Here is a 15,759-nt window from a genome sequence, read left to right as displayed (position 1 = left end):
GAAGGCCTTGCGGCAGGATATTGCAGGTTCGCAGATCGATCGGCGGGCCTGTTACGTTTAGCGGGGCTGGGCATTGGACGCGTTGGGTCTTAGCAATGACGAATGGACGGCGGTCCTACTCAGCCTGCGCGTCTCTATGGTCGCCATGCTGGTCAGCCTCCCGTTCGGTATAGCAGCTGGTCTACTGCTTGCCCGCGGCAGGTTCTGGGGCAAGTCGCTTCTCAACGGCGTCATTCATATGCCGTTGATCCTACCACCTGTGGTCACGGGCTTCATTCTACTGATCCTATTTGGCCGCAAAGGCCCGATCGGCGCATTTCTCGATGCGCATTTTGGTATCGTCTTCTCGTTCCGCTGGACGGGTGCTGCACTCGCCTGCGGCATCATGGGCTTTCCACTGATGGTCCGAAGCATCCGACTTTCTATCGAGGCGGTCGACCGCAAGCTGGAGGAGGTGGCAGGCACGCTCGGGGCCAACCCCGCATGGATATTCCTAACGGTGACGCTCCCGTTGATCTTGCCCGGCATCATAGCCGGCATGATCCTTTCCTTTGCCAAGGCGATGGGCGAATTTGGCGCGACAATCACCTTCGTCTCCAACATTCCAGGCGAGACCCAGACCCTGTCGTCGGCGATCTACACCTTTACCCAGGTACCTGGAGGCGATGCCGGGGCGTGGCGACTAACCTTTGTCGCAATCGTCATTTCGATGGCAGCGCTGCTGGCATCCGAATTTCTTGCCCATCTCTTTGGACGGAGGCTGGAGTTCGAATGACGCTTTTCGTCGATATCAGCCACAGCCTCGGTTCGTTCTCGCTTCAAGCAGCGTTCAAGGCGGACGGCGGCGTCACGGTGCTCTTTGGCCGCTCCGGTTCTGGCAAGACGTCGATAATGCGCATCATCGCCGGACTGACGCGCCCGGATCATGGTCGGATCGTCCTTAACGACACCGTCCTTTTCGATGCCGAAAAAGGCGTCTTCATCCCGCGTCATCGGCGCAGGTTCGGCTACGTCTTTCAGGAGGCGAGGCTCTTTCCCCACATGACCGTCAGCCAGAACCTTAGCTACGGCCGCTGGTTCGCCCAGAAAGGGGAGCGCAGTAAGAATTCCGATCGCATCATCGACATGCTTGGTATCGGCCATCTGCTGACGCGGCGGCCAGCCAAGCTCTCCGGCGGCGAAAAGCAGCGCGTTGCAATCGGCCGGGCGCTGCTTTCAGCGCCGAGATTATTGCTGATGGACGAGCCCTTGGCGTCGCTTGATGACGCCCGCAAGGCGGAAATCCTGCCCTATCTCGAGCGGCTGCGCGATGAAACCGATATCCCTATCATCTACGTTAGCCATTCGGTTGCCGAGGTGGCGCGACTTGCCAGCCGTGTGATCGTGATGCGAGACGGCAAGGTGGAGGCGACCGGATCTGCCGTCGAGGTGTTGAGCCAGCCGTCCGCTGTGCAAGTCGATCGACGCGAGGCCGGCGTCTTGCTCGAGGGCAAGGTGGAAAGCGTGTCGCAATCTCACCGGATAACGGTCGTCGCGCTCAAAACCGCACGGCTGCATGTTCCCAGCGTAAGCCGAGCGATCGGCAAGTCGGTGCGCGTCCATATTCCCGCGCGCGACGTCATGTTGGCGATTGCCGAGCCGACCGGATTGAGCGCACTCAATATCCTCGAAGGCCGCATCAGCCGGATCGGGGAGACGAGCGACGGCATGGTCGAGGTTGAGGTCGATTGCGGTGGCGAGGCGATACTCTCCCGCATCACGCAGCTATCCCGCGAACGGCTGGCTCTGGAGACTGGCAAGCCAGTCTACGCGATCATCAAGACCGTGGCGCTGGAACCCTGACAATTGCTGGCAATCAAGGGTCTTTCGGCTCGTCGATCGGGCGACGATTGGCGTCGAGCCATTCGAGGTCGGCGACAAGTGCTTGATGCATCGCTTCTTCCATGGTGCGGAAGCGAGCAAGCAACTGCTCGCCGAATTCGGTGAGGACCGCTCCGCCGCCCTTCTGCCCGCCGCGCTGGGATTCGACCGACGGCTCGCGGAACATGCGGTTGAGATCGGCAACAAGCAGCCACGCCCGGCGATAGGACATATCCATGGCGCGGCCCGCGGCCGAAATCGAGCCCGTCTCTCTGATATGTTCGAGAAGTTCCATCTTGCCGTGCCCGAGCCTGTCCTGGCCGGGAAAGCTTATTCGCAGGACGGGTTTGAGAGGGTCTTTCCGCATCTTTGCTCACGGCGATCGGCTCTTGGTGATCAACAGTCTATACGCGCGCCTCTACCCTCTGTATACGGCGCAAGCCGAGCGGTAGCCTTGCTTCGCGCCAAACCTTTGCAGGGCTATTGAGCAATTGCTCATACTCCTCGCAACAAAATGACGTGAATCGAAAATAAACTTGGCTCCCCTGGGCGATATGAACATGCGCGCGTCTTGAAACCTTTAAGGTTTGATGACTATCTTTAGTGTGTGATTTGGACGTCGTCCGGATCATTACGTGTATGTTCTGTTATTCCAGGAAAGGGAAAGCACTGACAACAGTACACGCCAAGGGAAGAACGCATGTCGTTATCCCGAAGAGCCCGGAACGTGGCGCCGATGCTGCCGCCCGAGCCCTGCAAGCCGTCCTCGCGAGCCTCGAGGACTCCAAAGCTGAGAATATCGTCACCATCGACATTGCTGGAAAGTCTGCGCTGGGGGACCACATGGTGGTTGTCTCCGGGCGTTCGAACCGGCACGTTCTGGCGATCGCCGATCACCTGACGTCCGATATCAAGGACGAAGGGCTCGGCAACCCCCGCGTCGAGGGTCTCGAAGGCGGTGATTGGGTTCTGATCGACACCGGTGACATCATCGTACACGTGTTCCGCCCGGAAATCCGCGAGTTCTATAACATCGAAAAGATGTGGGCAGCGCCGGATCTCGAAGAGAGCACTCTGCACTAGCGTCCGGGAGCAATTCCGGCTGATGGGCGGCAGATGTAAGCAGGTTTGAATGGCCGGAGGGCAGCTTTCCGGCAGCTGATGAATTTGCGTCGCCTTGATGGCGTCATGCTTTGGAGCCGGAATGCGAATTGGCCTCTTTGCAGTGGGACGGTTGAAAGCCGGCCCCGAGAAAGACCTTGCGGCTCGCTATTTTGACAGGTTTGCCAAGACCGGCCCGGCAATCGGCATGGAACTCGCGCGCCTTAGTGAGGTCACCGAAAGCCGTGCCTCGAATGGCGAGACGCGCAAGCGCGAAGAAGCTTCCATGCTTTTGAAGACGCTGGCCGAGGGCAGCATTCTCGTCCTTCTCGATGAGCGCGGCAAGGCGATGGACAGCGAGGCCTTTGCCGCCCTTCTTGGCAATTTCCGCGATCAGGGAAAACGCGATCTGACGATCGCCATCGGCGGCCCCGACGGACTTGACCCGTCCCTCTACGACAAGGCCGACGCCACGATCTGCTTGGGAAAGATGACATGGCCGCACCAGCTCGTGCGCATCCTCATTGCGGAACAGCTCTATCGTGCCGTGACCATTCTGTCCGGCCATCCCTACCATCGCGCCTGATCTTAACCGAATGCTCACAGACGAGTGTTTTGATTCCGTGGGCGATTCACGCCATGTTCTTGGCCAATGTCCGCAAATCAGCTTATGAGGTTGGACGAGAGGCAGGGCCTCGGACCCAGCCCGATCAAACGGACCTGAATGACACGAACCATGACCACGCTCAAACGCCTGTTGCTGCCATCCTTGGCGGCATCAGTTGGCGCGGGCTTGTTCATGGCGTTGTTGATCGATTTGAAGAATACCGAAGCGCGCGCGCAAGAGGCAGGCCCCGCGTCTGGCGCTGCTGAAACCGCGCAGCCCGGCCCCTCGGCCGATGCTGACACCTCTCACCCCGCAGCAGACCCAGCCGCCGAATTGGCGCAGAAGCGCGACCAGACCCGCGTCGAGCTTGATGCCCTGTCAAAGACGATCAGCATCTCCGCAGACAGGATCAAGGAACTTCAGGCAAGCATCGCAGCACTCGATAAGAGCAATGCCAGCATGCGTCAGGCATTGATCGATTCCGCCGCACGCCGGAAGGCAATGGACCGCAAGATTGCCGACAGCGAGAAGACCCTGACAGGCTTCAAGGTCAAGGAGGACGGAATTCGCCGGTCGTTGCACGACCGTCGTGGGTTGCTTGCCGAGGTACTTGCCGCTTTGGAGCGGATCGGTCGCAACCCACCGCCGGCGCTGCTGGTGACCCCCGACGATGCGCTTGCTTCCGTGCGAAGCGCCATCCTCCTCGGCGCGGTCGTCCCGGGAATGCGCAAGGAGACTGACAAGCTCATTGCCGACCTCACCGATCTTTCCAAGGTCGAAGTTGCCGCGGCGACCGAGAAAGCCGACCTTATCGCCACCATGACGAACAGTCTGGAAGAGGAGCGGCGAATGGATCTGCTGATTACCGAAAACGACAGGAATAGCAGGCAGAATATCGCCCAAGCGGAAGCCGAACGTAAGCGATCGCAGGAGCTTGCCGGCCAAGCCACCAGTCTTGAGGGCCTTGTCGCCTCGCTTGAGAGCCAGATCGGCTCGGTGCGCGACGCAGCGACCGCGGCCCGTGAAGACCAGGAGCGCCGGCTGCTGATGACGGATGAGCAGCGCGCCCAGGCGAAGGCGCTGGCCGAAAGCGGGGTGCCCGATAAAAACCGCATTGCGCCCGCATATCCATTTTCAGACTTGAAACAGAAGCTCGAGTTGCCTGTGGCGGGTGAGATACTCCGCCAATTCGGCGACGACGACGGGACCGGACATACCGCCTCGGGCCTGACGGTTGCCACTGGCCCTGACGCACTGGTCACGGCTCCGGCCGACGGATTGGTGGTTTTTGCTGGTGCATTCCGCAGCTATGGCCAAATGATCATCCTCGATACGGGCGACGGTTACCACATGGTTTTCGCCGGAATGGACGCAATCAAGACCCGCCAGGGCAAATTTATCTTTGCCGGCGAGCCTTTGGCTGCGATGGGCGAAAAAAGAGTGGCAAGTGCGACTGCATTGGCGCTGGAAACAAACCGGCCAACGCTTTACATTGAATTTCGAAAAGATGGAAAGCCGGTCGATTCCCGACCATGGTGGACCCTGAAGGATACTGGAAAGGCACGCAATGATTCGTAGGGCTTCTCTTGTTCTCGTTGGCGCATTGATGGGTGCGACCGCGATGAGCGTTATTTACTCGGCAGGGGCGCCGGCGGAAGCAGCGAACGGCTCCACTTACAAGGAATTGTCTATCTTCGGCGATGTCTTTGAACGTGTCCGCGCCCAGTACGTGACCCCGCCTCAGGAAGACAAGCTTGTTGAAGCTGCCATCAACGGTATGCTTGCCTCGCTCGATCCGCATTCAAGCTACATGAACGCGAAAGACGCCGAAGACATGCGCACCCAGACCAAGGGTGAATTCGGCGGCCTTGGCATAGAGGTGACGATGGACAATGACCTTGTGAAGGTCGGGTCAACGATCGAAAACACCCCCGCCGCCAGGGCTGGCGTACAGGCCGGTGACTATATCACCGCGATCGACGGTGCTTCCGTCAAGGGCCTCAAGCTAGAAGATGCGGTCGAGAAGATGCGCGGCGCGATCAAGACGCCGATCAAGCTGACCTTGACCCGCAAGGGCGTCGACAAGCCCATTGATCTGACGATCATCCGCGACGTTATTCCGGTCGCCGCCGTTAAGTCTCGGATCGAGAACGATGTCGGCTATATCCGCATCCTGCAGTTTACCGAAAAGACCACGCCGGATCTAGAAGCTGCGATCCAGAAGATCAAGCAGCAGGTTCCTGCTGACAAGCTGAAGGGCTACGTCATCGACCTTCGCCTGAACCCAGGCGGTCTGCTTGACCAGGCAATCAACGTGGCCGACGACTTCCTCGAGCGCGGCGAGGTCGTGTCGACCCGCGGCCGCAATCCGGACGAGACCCGCCGCTACAATGCCGGCCCGGGCGACCTGACCGACGGCAAGCCGATGATCGTTCTCATCAATGGCGGTTCGGCATCCGCCTCGGAGATTGTTGCCGGTGCATTGCAGGATCTGCGGCGCGCCACCATCCTCGGCACGCGGTCGTTCGGCAAGGGCTCTGTCCAGACGATCATTCCGCTCGGCGAAAACGGTGCGCTTCGTCTGACGACAGCGCTCTATTACACGCCGTCGGGCCGATCGATCCAGGGCACTGGTATCGCCCCAGATGTCAAGGTCAGCGAGCCGCTGCCGGACGACCTGAAGGGCAAGCTGGTGACCGAGGGCGAATCGACGCTTCGTGGCCACATCAAGGGTCAGAACGAGACGGATGACGGATCCGGATCCGAAGCTTACGTTCCGCCGGAGGCGAAGGACGACGTGCAGCTTAATTACGCGCTCGATCTTTTGCGCGGCGTCAAGACCGATCCGTCTTTCCCGCCAAATCCTGAAAAGGCGGTTGTCGCCAAGTAACAGACAAGGCGCCGGGCTGGAAACAGACCCGGCGCTTCCATGTTGGGGATGAACGGTTTCCGGTTGGGGCGGACGAGGAAATTGGGAACGGATCTGCATGCACCGCTGGGCAGGGACCGCCCTGCTGGTCGTAAGAGGCGAGCCCTGCCTTTGGGCCGTGGCATCGCTGGACTTTGCCTGATTGCCATTGCCGGGTTCTCGCTCTATTCGGCATTGCTCAAAGACAATCTGCAGAAGACACCTGCGACGGAGACGGCACGAATTGCGCCGCAATCTACTCCTGCCGGCGTGGAAAAACCTGCCGAAAGCGATGCCGTCAAGACGGGAATGCCGCAGGCCGATCCCCAGTCGGGCGCCAATGTCCAGCGAACGACCACGGGTGACGGTTCGGTCGTTACCACGTTCAGCCCCCGTTCGCGCGACGGCAATGGCCCGGTCCTGATCGGGGCGAGCCAGGTTGGGCAGGACCCGCGCATGGCAGCAACACCAAATGACAGCCTGCTGGAGAACTCGCCCTATGGCCGACTGCCGATCATCGGCTCCGGTGGATTACGGCCGATGGATCAATATGCAAGGCCATGGTCCGGTGCGCGTGGCACCCGTATAGCCATCGTTGTCGGTGGTTTGGGCTTAAGCCAGACCGGCACCCAGCGCGCGATCGAGAAACTCCCCGAGGAGGTGACGCTGGCCTTTGCCGCCAGCGGCAACAGCCTGCAGCGCTGGATGCAGGAAGCCCGCCGCGACGGCCACGAGATCCTGATCCAGGTGCCGTTCGAACCCTTCGACTATCCCGGCAACAACCCTGGGCCGGATACGCTTCTGACCTCCAAGCCGGCGGCAAGGAACGTCGAAGATCTACACAAGGCCATGGGCGAGATCACCAATTATACTGGCGTCATGAATTATCTGGGCGGCCGCTTTCTATCAAATCCAACGGCGCTCGAGCCCGTTCTGCGCGACATTGGCAAGCGCGGATTGCTCTTTCTCGATGACGGATCCTCGGCACAATCGAAATCCGGCACAATCGCCAAGGCGCTTTCAGTCCCCCATGCTTTTGGGGACATGCAGCTGGACGGCGAGTTGCAGACCGATGCCATCTTGAAGAAACTTGACGAACTAGAGCGCGTCGCTCGCCGCAACGGCTCCGCGATCGGCGTCGCCTCCGCCTTCGACGAGAGTATTGACGCCATCAGCAAGTGGAGCGAAGACGCCGCAACACGCGGCATTGAAATTGTCGCTGTTTCGGCATTGGCCGACGATCCCAAGCATCCCTGAAGCCGTGGCAGATTTCAGCCGCCAAGAGGAAGACAATGAGCAAGAGCCAATCACCCGTGAACGCCGCAGACCTGCCTTATCGTCCGTGCGTCGGCCTCATGATTTTGAATCGCGATGGTCTGGTTTGGGCTGGCCGGCGCATTCCGGACGAGAACTCCGAATATGACGGTTCGCCACAGCTATGGCAGATGCCGCAGGGTGGCATCGACAAGGGCGAAGATCCGCTACAGGCGGCCTATCGCGAGCTCTACGAGGAGACCGGCATCAGGACCGTGTCCTTGCTCGCCGAGACGCGCAACTGGATCAACTATGATCTTCCGCCGCAGCTAATCGGCATCGGCCTGAAGGGCAAGTTCCGTGGCCAGACGCAACGCTGGTTCGCATTCCGCTTCGAGGGCGATGAGAGCGAGATTGCCATAAACCCGCCACCTGGAGGCCACCTGGCAGAATTCGATGCTTGGGAATGGAAGCTGATGACCGACTTGCCGGACCTTATCGTGCCCTTCAAGCGAGCGGTTTACGCGCAAGTCATCTCCGAATTCCAGCACCTGGCTGACCTTCGCGCAATGGACGATTGATTGGCAAGGAGGGCAGGCGACCGCGTTTGGCCGCATGCCAGATTAATATAAGATTTGACTAATTCGCTTCATCGGCTGAATCGGCGTTGAGCTGACCGTATTTCGTCTCGCCGATCTTTCCAAGCAGGTCGAGCTGGGTTTCGAGAAAATCTATATGGCCTTCCTCGTCGGCCAGCAGGTCCTCAAATAGCTTCATGGACACATAGTCTCCCTCGTCACCACAGATCTCGCGGGACTTTTTATAGGAGGTGCGAGCATCATATTCGCCGGCGAGATCGGCTTCCAGCACTTCCTTGACGTTCTGTCCGATCCGCAGTGGTGCAAGTGTCTGCAGGTTTGGATGGCCTTCTAGAAAAATGATGCGCGCGACCAATCGGTCGGCATGCTGCATTTCTTCGATCGACTCGGCCCGCTCCTTCTTTGCGAGTTTGGTGTATCCCCAATCCTCGAGAAGGCGATAATGAACCCAGTATTGATTGACCGCACCCAGTTCGAGAAATAGTGCCTCGTTAAGCCGCTCGATTACTTTTTTGTCGCCTTTCAATGTCCGCTCTCCTATTTTCGTCATGAAATTTCTTGAGACGAGACATGAAATCAAATATTTCGGCATCCGTCGAGTGTCGACGGGCATGATAATCCTCGGTTGTTTTTATTATCAGATCCACAACGCTGGGGAAGCAGCCGCAGCAGCGGCCCCGCTTCGACATGGCATGGTAGACCTTGGACGGCACGATGAGCTGCCAGCAATCTTCATCGAGGAGCTCGGTAATGACCTCCCGGATTTCACTATCGGTGATGTAGTTGCAACTGCAGACCAGCATGCCTTATTCAGTCCATCAAACATGACACTTGCTATCCTGTTTATCTGATAAAGAAGATGACCATTGTCAAGAAAGATTCTCGATTCTCTTCATCGAGCCGACAGCGGCAACCTTGCATCGATGTGAAGCAAGTACCTCCCGTTCAATGAAAATTTCGGCCCCTCGGCATAACGCGGGCGGTTTCTGCTGCTTCGCTGCGGCCATCGGTCGCTGCGGCCTTGCTGATCGCCTTTTCCCGGGCGATCCGCTCGATCAGCAAGGCGATCCTTTTTTCCCGGTGATCCGCAGTCGGATGCAGCGCCTCATCCGCCCGCTGATCGGCCGCGAAGCGCCGCGCCTCTCGCTGGAGGATGCCGAGCGCCGACGTCAGATCCTCTATATGATCGACAACGACGTGGATGACGCCGCTCTGGCTTTGCAGGCGCCCCCTGATCTTGACGAGCCGCGCACCCATGACCACGGAACGATATTCATCGAACACCTTCTTCCAGACGATCGCATTCGCCACACCTGTTTCGTCTTCCAGCGTCATGAAGATCACTCCCTTTGCTGAGCCGGGACGCTGACGTACCAGGACCAGACCAGCTATGGTGACCATCCTGCCGTTTGCCACCGTCAGAAGATCGACATTCCGAACGATGTTCATCTGTGAGAATTCAGTCCGAAGGAAGGAAACCGGATGAGCCTTCAAGGACAGCGACAGGTGGCGATAATCCTCGATCACCTGTTCGCCCGGCAGCATGGTCGGCAGGACGACCTCAGGCTCGACCTGCAGATCCTCGCGATCGGCGAGATCGAAGAGCGGCAGTTTTTCCGCGGCACTTTTCGCATCGAGCGCCCGCACGGCCCATAGCGCTTCGCGCCGGCAGAGGCCGATCGAACAAAACGCGTCCGCATCCGCCAGGCGTTCAATGTCGCTTTTCGCAAGCCCCGATCGCAGCCAGAGATCGCGGACGGAAACATAGCGATCGCCACGATTGACAATCAGCCTGTCTTTTATGTCCGTCTCAGACAATCCCTTGACCTGCCTGAAGCCGAGACGCACCGCCCTCTTCGCCTTGATCACATTCCGCATCGAAGCATGGCGCGGATCGATCGCGTCCCTGTTGAATTCGACTTCTTCCAGGGTCGAGTCCCACTCCGACAAATTGATATCGACCGGGCGCACTTCGACACCATGCTCGCGCGCATCTCGAACCAGCTGCGCCGGCGCATAAAAGCCCATTGGCTGCGAATTAAGCATCGCCGCGCAGAAGGCGTCGGGATAATAGGCCTTCAACCAGGAGGAAGCATAGACGAGCAGCGCAAAGGAGGCAGCATGGCTCTCCGGGAAACCATATTCCCCAAACCCCTCGATCTGGCTGAAACAGCGTTCTGCGAATTCGCGTGGGTATTTGTTTTCGATCATGCCATTGATCATGTCATCCTTGAATTCATTCACTTTCCCGAGCCGCTTGAACGTCGCCATCGAACGGCGCAACCTGTCCGCTTTTGCCGGCGGGAACCCGGCTGCCGTAATCGCGATTTGCATCGCCTGCTCTTGAAACAGAGGAACGCCGAGCGTCCGTTTCAGGACTGCTTCCAGCTCTTTGCTCGGATAATCGATCGGCCTGCCGTTTAGATCGTCCTCTCGCCGCTTGAGGTAGGGATGCACCATTTTGCCCTGGATGGGGCCGGGCCGAACGATTGCCACTTCGATGACCAAATCATAGAAGCACCGCGGGCGCAGGCGCGGCAACATGCTCATCTGCGCCCTGCTCTCGATCTGGAAGACGCCGATCGTGTCGGCTCGACAGATCATGTCATAGACCCGGTCCCCCTCGTCGCCGCTTATATTGCCCAGATCGGCGAGGGCGACCTTCCTCTCGTAATGCAAGGCAAGAAGAGCAAAGGCCTTCGCAAGACAGGTCAGCATCCCAAGCGCGAGGATATCGATCTTCAAAATGCCGACCGTGTCGAGATCGTCCTTGTCCCATTCGACCATATAGCGATCTTTCATCGCCGTATTCATGATCGGCATTACCTCGTCCAGTCGGTCTTTCGTGATGACGAAACCGCCGACATGCTGGGTCAGATGTCGCGGAAAGCTCATCAGCTGCGATGCGTAAGAGAGCACGCGTTGGGTGGTCCGATCGGAGAGATCGAGCCCCGCAGCTTTTGCTTCCCTCTCCGAAAGATCATCCGCAGACCACCCCCAGACCGTACTGGCAAGCGCCGACTGGACATCCTCCGACATGCCGAAAGCCTTGGCGACCTCTCGGCCAGCGGAGCGGGCACGATAGCTGGTAACCGCAGCCGTCAGTCCTGCATGTTCCTTGCCGTATTTGCCGTAGATGAACTGAATGACTTCTTCCCGCCTGGAATGCTCGAAATCGACATCGATATCAGGTGGCTCGTTGCGCTCTGTTGAAATAAACCGCTCGAACAGCAGCGTCGTTATCATCGGATCGACTTCGGTGATGCCGAGACAGTAGCAGACGGTGGAATTGGCGGCCGAGCCACGGCCCTGACAGAGAATTTGAAGCTTGTAGCGAGCATGCCAGACAATGTTGCGAACCGTCAGGAAGTAATGCTCGTATTCCATCCTTCCGATCAGATCGAGTTCGTAATCGATCTGATCAGCGACCTTGGTAGGAATGCCGTTCGGATAACGCCAGACCGCCCCTTCGCGAACCAGGCGCTCCAATGTTTCCCCAGGGGCTTCGCCCGGAACGCTTTCGTCAGGGTAGTTATGGCTAAGCTCCTTCAAGGAAAAGGATAGTTGACCGAAAAACCTCGCTGTATTGGCAACAGCCTGGGGATAATCGCCAAACAGCCTTGCCATTTCATGCCCATTCTTCAGATAGCGCTCGGCATTTGGAGCAAGCCGGAATCCGGCTTCCATTATCGTTACATGCTCGCGAATGGCGGTGACGACATCGGATAGTGGCCGCCGTGCTGGGGCGTGATAAAGCGGCTGGTTGGTAGCGATCAAAGCGACCCGGTTGCGCGCAGCGATCATAGAGAGCATTGCAAAAATAAAGGTCTCTCGGCCATCATAGGATGGCGAAAGCGCCAGATAGAGTTTCTTGCGAAAACGCTTTCGTAAGCGATCGAGACACGCCTCCAGCTTTTGGCGATAGGCGACCTCGTCGATGAGGGTTGGTGCCGGAATGAGCGCGAGCATCATCTCGTCGCCCCATTCCAACAGGTCCCCTTCTCTCAGGATGCAGGAACCCTTTTGCGCCCGCAGGTTTCCAGCACTGAGCAAACGGCAGAGGTGCGCCCAACCCGTCCGGTTCTGTGGAAAGGCGAGAATGTCAGGCGTTCCATCGGAAAAGACAAGGCGGGCGCCGGGCTGAACCGGCACAGGATCGAGAACCTCCTCTTCCTCCTCCCCCCTTTCCCTTCGCTCCAGATTTTCTCGTTCTTTCTTTTCATACTCTTCAAGGAGAGCCCGCTCCTGAGAGAAAGCCCTGACAACGCCGGCTACCGAATTACGGTCGGCAATTCCAAGGCCTGAAAGGCGAAGCCTTGTCGCCTGCGTCACCATCTCCTCCGGGCTCGACGCGCCTTCGAGGAAAGAGAAATTCGTCCTGGCTCCGATCTCGAAGAAGGCGGGCAACGCGCTCATGCAAAGACCCCGTGCATCAGCCAGCGCGGAGCAACGCCACTGTTGTAGAGGCCCTCGCGAAACATCCAGAAACGATGGCCGGTCTTAACCTCGAGACGGAAGTAATCGCGCAGAGGCGCCGCTTCGCCGTCGATCCACCATTCCGCCGCCAGCCTTTCCGGCCCTTCGGCCCGCCGCACTTCATGCATCGCGCGACGCCAGCGGAACCGCAGCGGCGGCCCGTCCGGCACTTCGGCGGCGAAGGTCTCGACAAGCTCCGGCACGCGGAAAAGCCGCAGCGGCCGCTCGGCCCTGGCAAAACCTGAATGCGACGCCTCAATAGATCGATGCTGATCGGGCAATGCATCCGCGGCCGGGACGAAGATGGAAGCACGTTCCGGAACATGGCTCTCATGCAATTCGAATACCTGCAGACATTCCCGGCCAAGCCTGGCAGCAACCTGATCGATAAAGACAGCAAGCGATTGGTCCGATTGGCCATTTCCGTCAAAATCGCCCTGCGCCGCATCGAATTTCTCATATCGCTGCACATTCAATCGGACAATCTCATATCCAAACCCGGCATCGAGATCGTCATGGACTGCCTTGATGCGCTCGGAAAACAGCGCAGCGATCCGTTTGGGCTCGCGCAGCGGTTTGGAGGCGCCAGCAGCAATGCGAAAGACCCGACCATCGACCCGAAAAAGCAGTAGTTCGAAAATCCGTCCACCGACGCCCCGCGCTTCCAACCCCGGTTTCAGCGCCTCGCCAAGTTGGCCTGCCAGTCTCAGAATATCGTCCTCGGCCTGCACCGGTTCGCAAAGACGTCTTTCGGCAGACAGGCTGGCCACCGGCCGGCGCGGCGAAATCGGCTCTTCATCCCGTCCCAGCGCCTGATCGAGACGTAGGAGCAGCTGCGATCCGAACCGCCTTGCAAGCGGCGCCCGGGCAGCAGTCAGAATGTCGCCAACCTGCTTCAGGCCGAGTTTTTGCAGCGCGACGACGGTATCTTCACCAAGTCGCAGAGAAGCGACCGGCAGCGGCGCAAGCGCCTCCTCCATCTTGCCCGGTTCGATTATCCCACTGCTGCCAAACCGGGAGACCGCCCAGGATAAGCCTGGTGAAGAGGAGATGGCGCCGCGAACCTCCAGACCGAGGTGGAACAGTCGGAAAAGAATATCCTTAAGCAGCGCGCGTTCGCCGCCGAAAAGATGCGCACAGCCAGTGATGTCGAGAAAAATTCCATTTTTCCCATCGAGCGCTACCAGCGGAGTGTATCGATCGCACCAGTCGGCCATCGCTTCCAGCAGCCTGCGGTCAGCCGGTAGATCCTCTTCGATAACATCGAGAACCGGACATATGGCGCGCGCTTCGGCAACTCCCTGATCAAGCTTAAGCCCGATCGCTTCTGCCGCTTCCTCAAGCGCCGTCAGCCGCATGGCATTCTTCAGCCGACCGGCGCAGACAAGCGGCGGCGCCTTAGGACGACCGACCGAACGCCAGGACAGACCCCATCGCTTGCGCGCGATCCTGTCTGTCGGCAGCCGGGGGAAGGTGAGGGCGAGAATTCGCTGATTTCCGTTCGATAGGGGCAGGGCGCTGCCGGTCGTGGATAGATGAAAATTGGCGGTCATGAGCGTCCCACTCCAGAACGAGGGAAAGAGGAGCCGGATTGCGGCTCTTTTCGAGGGTAAGGCGAAAGGACGGGTTGCCGATGCTGCCGCCAAGCATCGATCCATCCGGCAGGAACCGCGCCCCAGCCGGCGCGGGTTCGACAGACAGGCGAAAGAGAGCGCTGCTCGCCTCTTCCTCTCCCCCCTGTCGCAACAGAAACAGCGGCCGCCCCGCCGCCTTGGCCCTTAAGCTGAGCCGCCGACTTTCCGTCAGCCCGAAACGGGCCGGATTGCCGCGCACCTCCAGAATGACCACGACAAAGACCGCGCTTGAAAGCGCTGCCTCCGCCAGCCACAATGCTTCGTCAAGTTTTCGAGGGGCTGCATGCAGGAAGCCCTGCGGCTCCAGGCCAAAATCCCTAAGGCCGATCGCATAGGGCAGGCCCGCTTCCATCGACGCCACCGTGTCGCCAATCCAAAGCACCGTTTCGTGGCCAGCCGATACATTTTTCTCCCCTTCTCCGAGACGCGAGGCAAGTGCCAGGGCAAAACCCGTAGCAGCACCGGCATCGCGAAGCGAAAGCGAACGGATCTCGGTCATCGCATCGCGTGGAATCCCACCTTCAAGTGCCGCGTCAAGAACGGTTACGCCGGTCTGAAGAGGCGGCCTTTGCTTTAGGCCCGTCTTTAGCTTTCCTTCCTCCGCCGCCATCGCCTCATGGGCGGCAGCGGCCAAAGCAGGCGCCGGCTTGCCTTCCAATCTGGCAATGGTTTCACGCAGGGCAAAAAGCGTTTCCCGCGCCACGGCTGTTTCGGCCACGACGTTAGCTCCTGATAAAAAATGTTCCTGTTATGTTCTTATAGATTCCAGAGTGCCGAAGAAGAGTCAACAGCCTATTTATGTGAATTTATTCCTCGGCTTGATTCCGCTCTCGAAAACTTGCCGCGAAGGCTCTATATGGGCGCAAAGGAAGGAAGTATCATGGCCCGCATTGACCAGAGCGAGGATTGGCGGGACCGCCATGCGCCGACGATCAGTTCATTCGAATCCCTGGCAACGGAGGCCTACGGCCACCTGCCCGAAGAATTCCGTGCGCTCACCGGCAATCTGATCATCGAGATCGAAGATTTTCCGGATGACGAGGTTTTCGAGGATATGGCCCTTGAAACCCCCTTCGACCTGCTGGGCCTATTCGAGGGTCGCGGCATTTCCGAACGCTTCACCGTTGAAACGGGTGAAATGCCCAACCGCATACGCCTCTATCGCCGGCCGATCATCGATTACTGGGCGGAAAATGAGGAAACGCTCGGCGATATCATCACCCATGTCCTGATCCACGAGATCGGCCATCATTTTGGGCTTAGCGACGACGACATGGAACGGATCGAGGAAAGTGCCGAAGAAGCCACCGACCGCTAGGA

At 58.8% G+C, this 15,759-nt stretch carries 15 protein-coding genes; 9 read left to right on the top strand and 6 right to left on the bottom strand.

Annotation, left to right across the window (positions count from 1 at the left end; genetic code table 11):
• Positions 1-73 precede the first annotated feature (73 nt).
• Positions 74-775, top strand: a complete 702-nt coding sequence (modB, locus tag AB4Z52_RS04740; RefSeq protein WP_442216759.1) for a molybdate ABC transporter permease subunit — start codon at positions 74-76, stop codon at positions 773-775.
• A complete protein-coding gene (gene modC, locus AB4Z52_RS04735; protein WP_442216758.1) occupies positions 772-1,842 on the top strand; it encodes a molybdenum ABC transporter ATP-binding protein in 1,071 nt (356 codons plus the stop codon). The genes modB and modC overlap by 4 nt, the downstream gene beginning before the upstream one ends.
• Before the next feature lie 13 nt (positions 1,843-1,855).
• On the opposite strand, the gene AB4Z52_RS04730 is transcribed toward modC, so the two are convergent.
• Positions 1,856-2,227 carry a winged helix-turn-helix domain-containing protein gene (locus AB4Z52_RS04730; RefSeq protein ID WP_442216757.1) on the bottom strand — a complete coding sequence of 124 codons (372 nt, stop codon included), beginning with the start codon at positions 2,225-2,227 and terminating at the stop codon, positions 1,856-1,858.
• 272 nt (positions 2,228-2,499) lie between these two features.
• Here AB4Z52_RS04730 and rsfS point away from each other — a divergent pair, with 272 nt between their 5' ends.
• The 6 genes from rsfS (at position 2,500) to AB4Z52_RS04700 (ending at position 8,311) form a co-directional block, all read left to right on the top strand.
• Positions 2,500-2,943 carry a ribosome silencing factor gene (gene rsfS / locus AB4Z52_RS04725; protein WP_442216756.1) on the top strand — a complete coding sequence of 148 codons (444 nt, stop codon included), beginning with the start codon at positions 2,500-2,502 and terminating at the stop codon, positions 2,941-2,943.
• Positions 2,944-3,064: 121 nt separating this feature from the next.
• A complete protein-coding gene (rlmH, locus tag AB4Z52_RS04720; protein WP_442216755.1) occupies positions 3,065-3,547 on the top strand; it encodes a 23S rRNA (pseudouridine(1915)-N(3))-methyltransferase RlmH in 483 nt (160 codons plus the stop codon).
• Between the two features lie 168 nt (positions 3,548-3,715).
• Positions 3,716-5,146 (top strand): murein hydrolase activator EnvC family protein, encoded by a 1,431-nt coding sequence (locus tag AB4Z52_RS04715; protein ID WP_442217000.1) that lies wholly within the window; start codon positions 3,716-3,718, stop codon positions 5,144-5,146.
• A complete protein-coding gene (locus AB4Z52_RS04710; RefSeq protein WP_442216754.1) occupies positions 5,136-6,458 on the top strand; it encodes a S41 family peptidase in 1,323 nt (440 codons plus the stop codon). The genes AB4Z52_RS04715 and AB4Z52_RS04710 overlap by 11 nt, the downstream gene beginning before the upstream one ends.
• A gap of 81 nt (positions 6,459-6,539) precedes the next feature.
• Positions 6,540-7,733 carry a divergent polysaccharide deacetylase family protein gene (locus tag AB4Z52_RS04705; RefSeq protein WP_442216753.1) on the top strand — a complete coding sequence of 398 codons (1,194 nt, stop codon included), beginning with the start codon at positions 6,540-6,542 and terminating at the stop codon, positions 7,731-7,733.
• 35 nt (positions 7,734-7,768) lie between these two features.
• Positions 7,769-8,311, top strand: coding sequence for an RNA pyrophosphohydrolase (locus AB4Z52_RS04700; RefSeq protein WP_442216752.1), 543 nt, complete (start codon positions 7,769-7,771; stop codon positions 8,309-8,311).
• 58 nt (positions 8,312-8,369) lie between these two features.
• Here the strand turns inward: AB4Z52_RS04700 and bfr are convergent, their stop codons facing one another.
• The 5 genes from bfr to AB4Z52_RS04675 all read right to left on the bottom strand — a co-directional run bounded on the left by bfr (position 8,370) and on the right by AB4Z52_RS04675 (position 15,157).
• Positions 8,370-8,855: a bacterioferritin gene (gene bfr / locus AB4Z52_RS04695; RefSeq protein WP_442216751.1), complete on the bottom strand. Its 486-nt coding sequence runs from the start codon at positions 8,853-8,855 to the stop codon at positions 8,370-8,372.
• Positions 8,821-9,132 carry a (2Fe-2S)-binding protein gene (locus tag AB4Z52_RS04690; protein WP_442216750.1) on the bottom strand — a complete coding sequence of 104 codons (312 nt, stop codon included), beginning with the start codon at positions 9,130-9,132 and terminating at the stop codon, positions 8,821-8,823. Before AB4Z52_RS04690 ends, bfr begins: the two co-directional genes overlap by 35 nt.
• 142 nt (positions 9,133-9,274) lie before the next feature.
• Positions 9,275-12,745 carry an error-prone DNA polymerase gene (locus AB4Z52_RS04685; protein ID WP_442216749.1) on the bottom strand — a complete coding sequence of 1,157 codons (3,471 nt, stop codon included), beginning with the start codon at positions 12,743-12,745 and terminating at the stop codon, positions 9,275-9,277.
• Positions 12,742-14,232, bottom strand: coding sequence for a Y-family DNA polymerase (locus AB4Z52_RS04680; RefSeq protein WP_442216999.1), 1,491 nt, complete (start codon positions 14,230-14,232; stop codon positions 12,742-12,744). Before AB4Z52_RS04680 ends, AB4Z52_RS04685 begins: the two co-directional genes overlap by 4 nt.
• Positions 14,204-15,157 (bottom strand): ImuA family protein, encoded by a 954-nt coding sequence (locus AB4Z52_RS04675; RefSeq protein ID WP_442216748.1) that lies wholly within the window; start codon positions 15,155-15,157, stop codon positions 14,204-14,206. Before AB4Z52_RS04675 ends, AB4Z52_RS04680 begins: the two co-directional genes overlap by 29 nt.
• A 162-nt stretch (positions 15,158-15,319) precedes the next feature.
• Between AB4Z52_RS04675 and AB4Z52_RS04670 the strand changes: the two genes are divergently transcribed.
• Positions 15,320-15,757: a metallopeptidase family protein gene (locus tag AB4Z52_RS04670; RefSeq protein ID WP_442216747.1), complete on the top strand. Its 438-nt coding sequence runs from the start codon at positions 15,320-15,322 to the stop codon at positions 15,755-15,757.
• The last annotated feature ends 2 nt before the right edge of the window (positions 15,758-15,759 follow it).

Source organism: Rhizobium sp. 2YAF20 (genome assembly GCF_052114685.1).
In the GTDB taxonomy this organism is placed as follows: domain Bacteria; phylum Pseudomonadota; class Alphaproteobacteria; order Rhizobiales; family Rhizobiaceae; genus Rhizobium.
The sequence above is the reverse complement of the archived record's forward strand: the minus strand, read 5'-3'. Positions and strand labels throughout refer to the sequence as shown.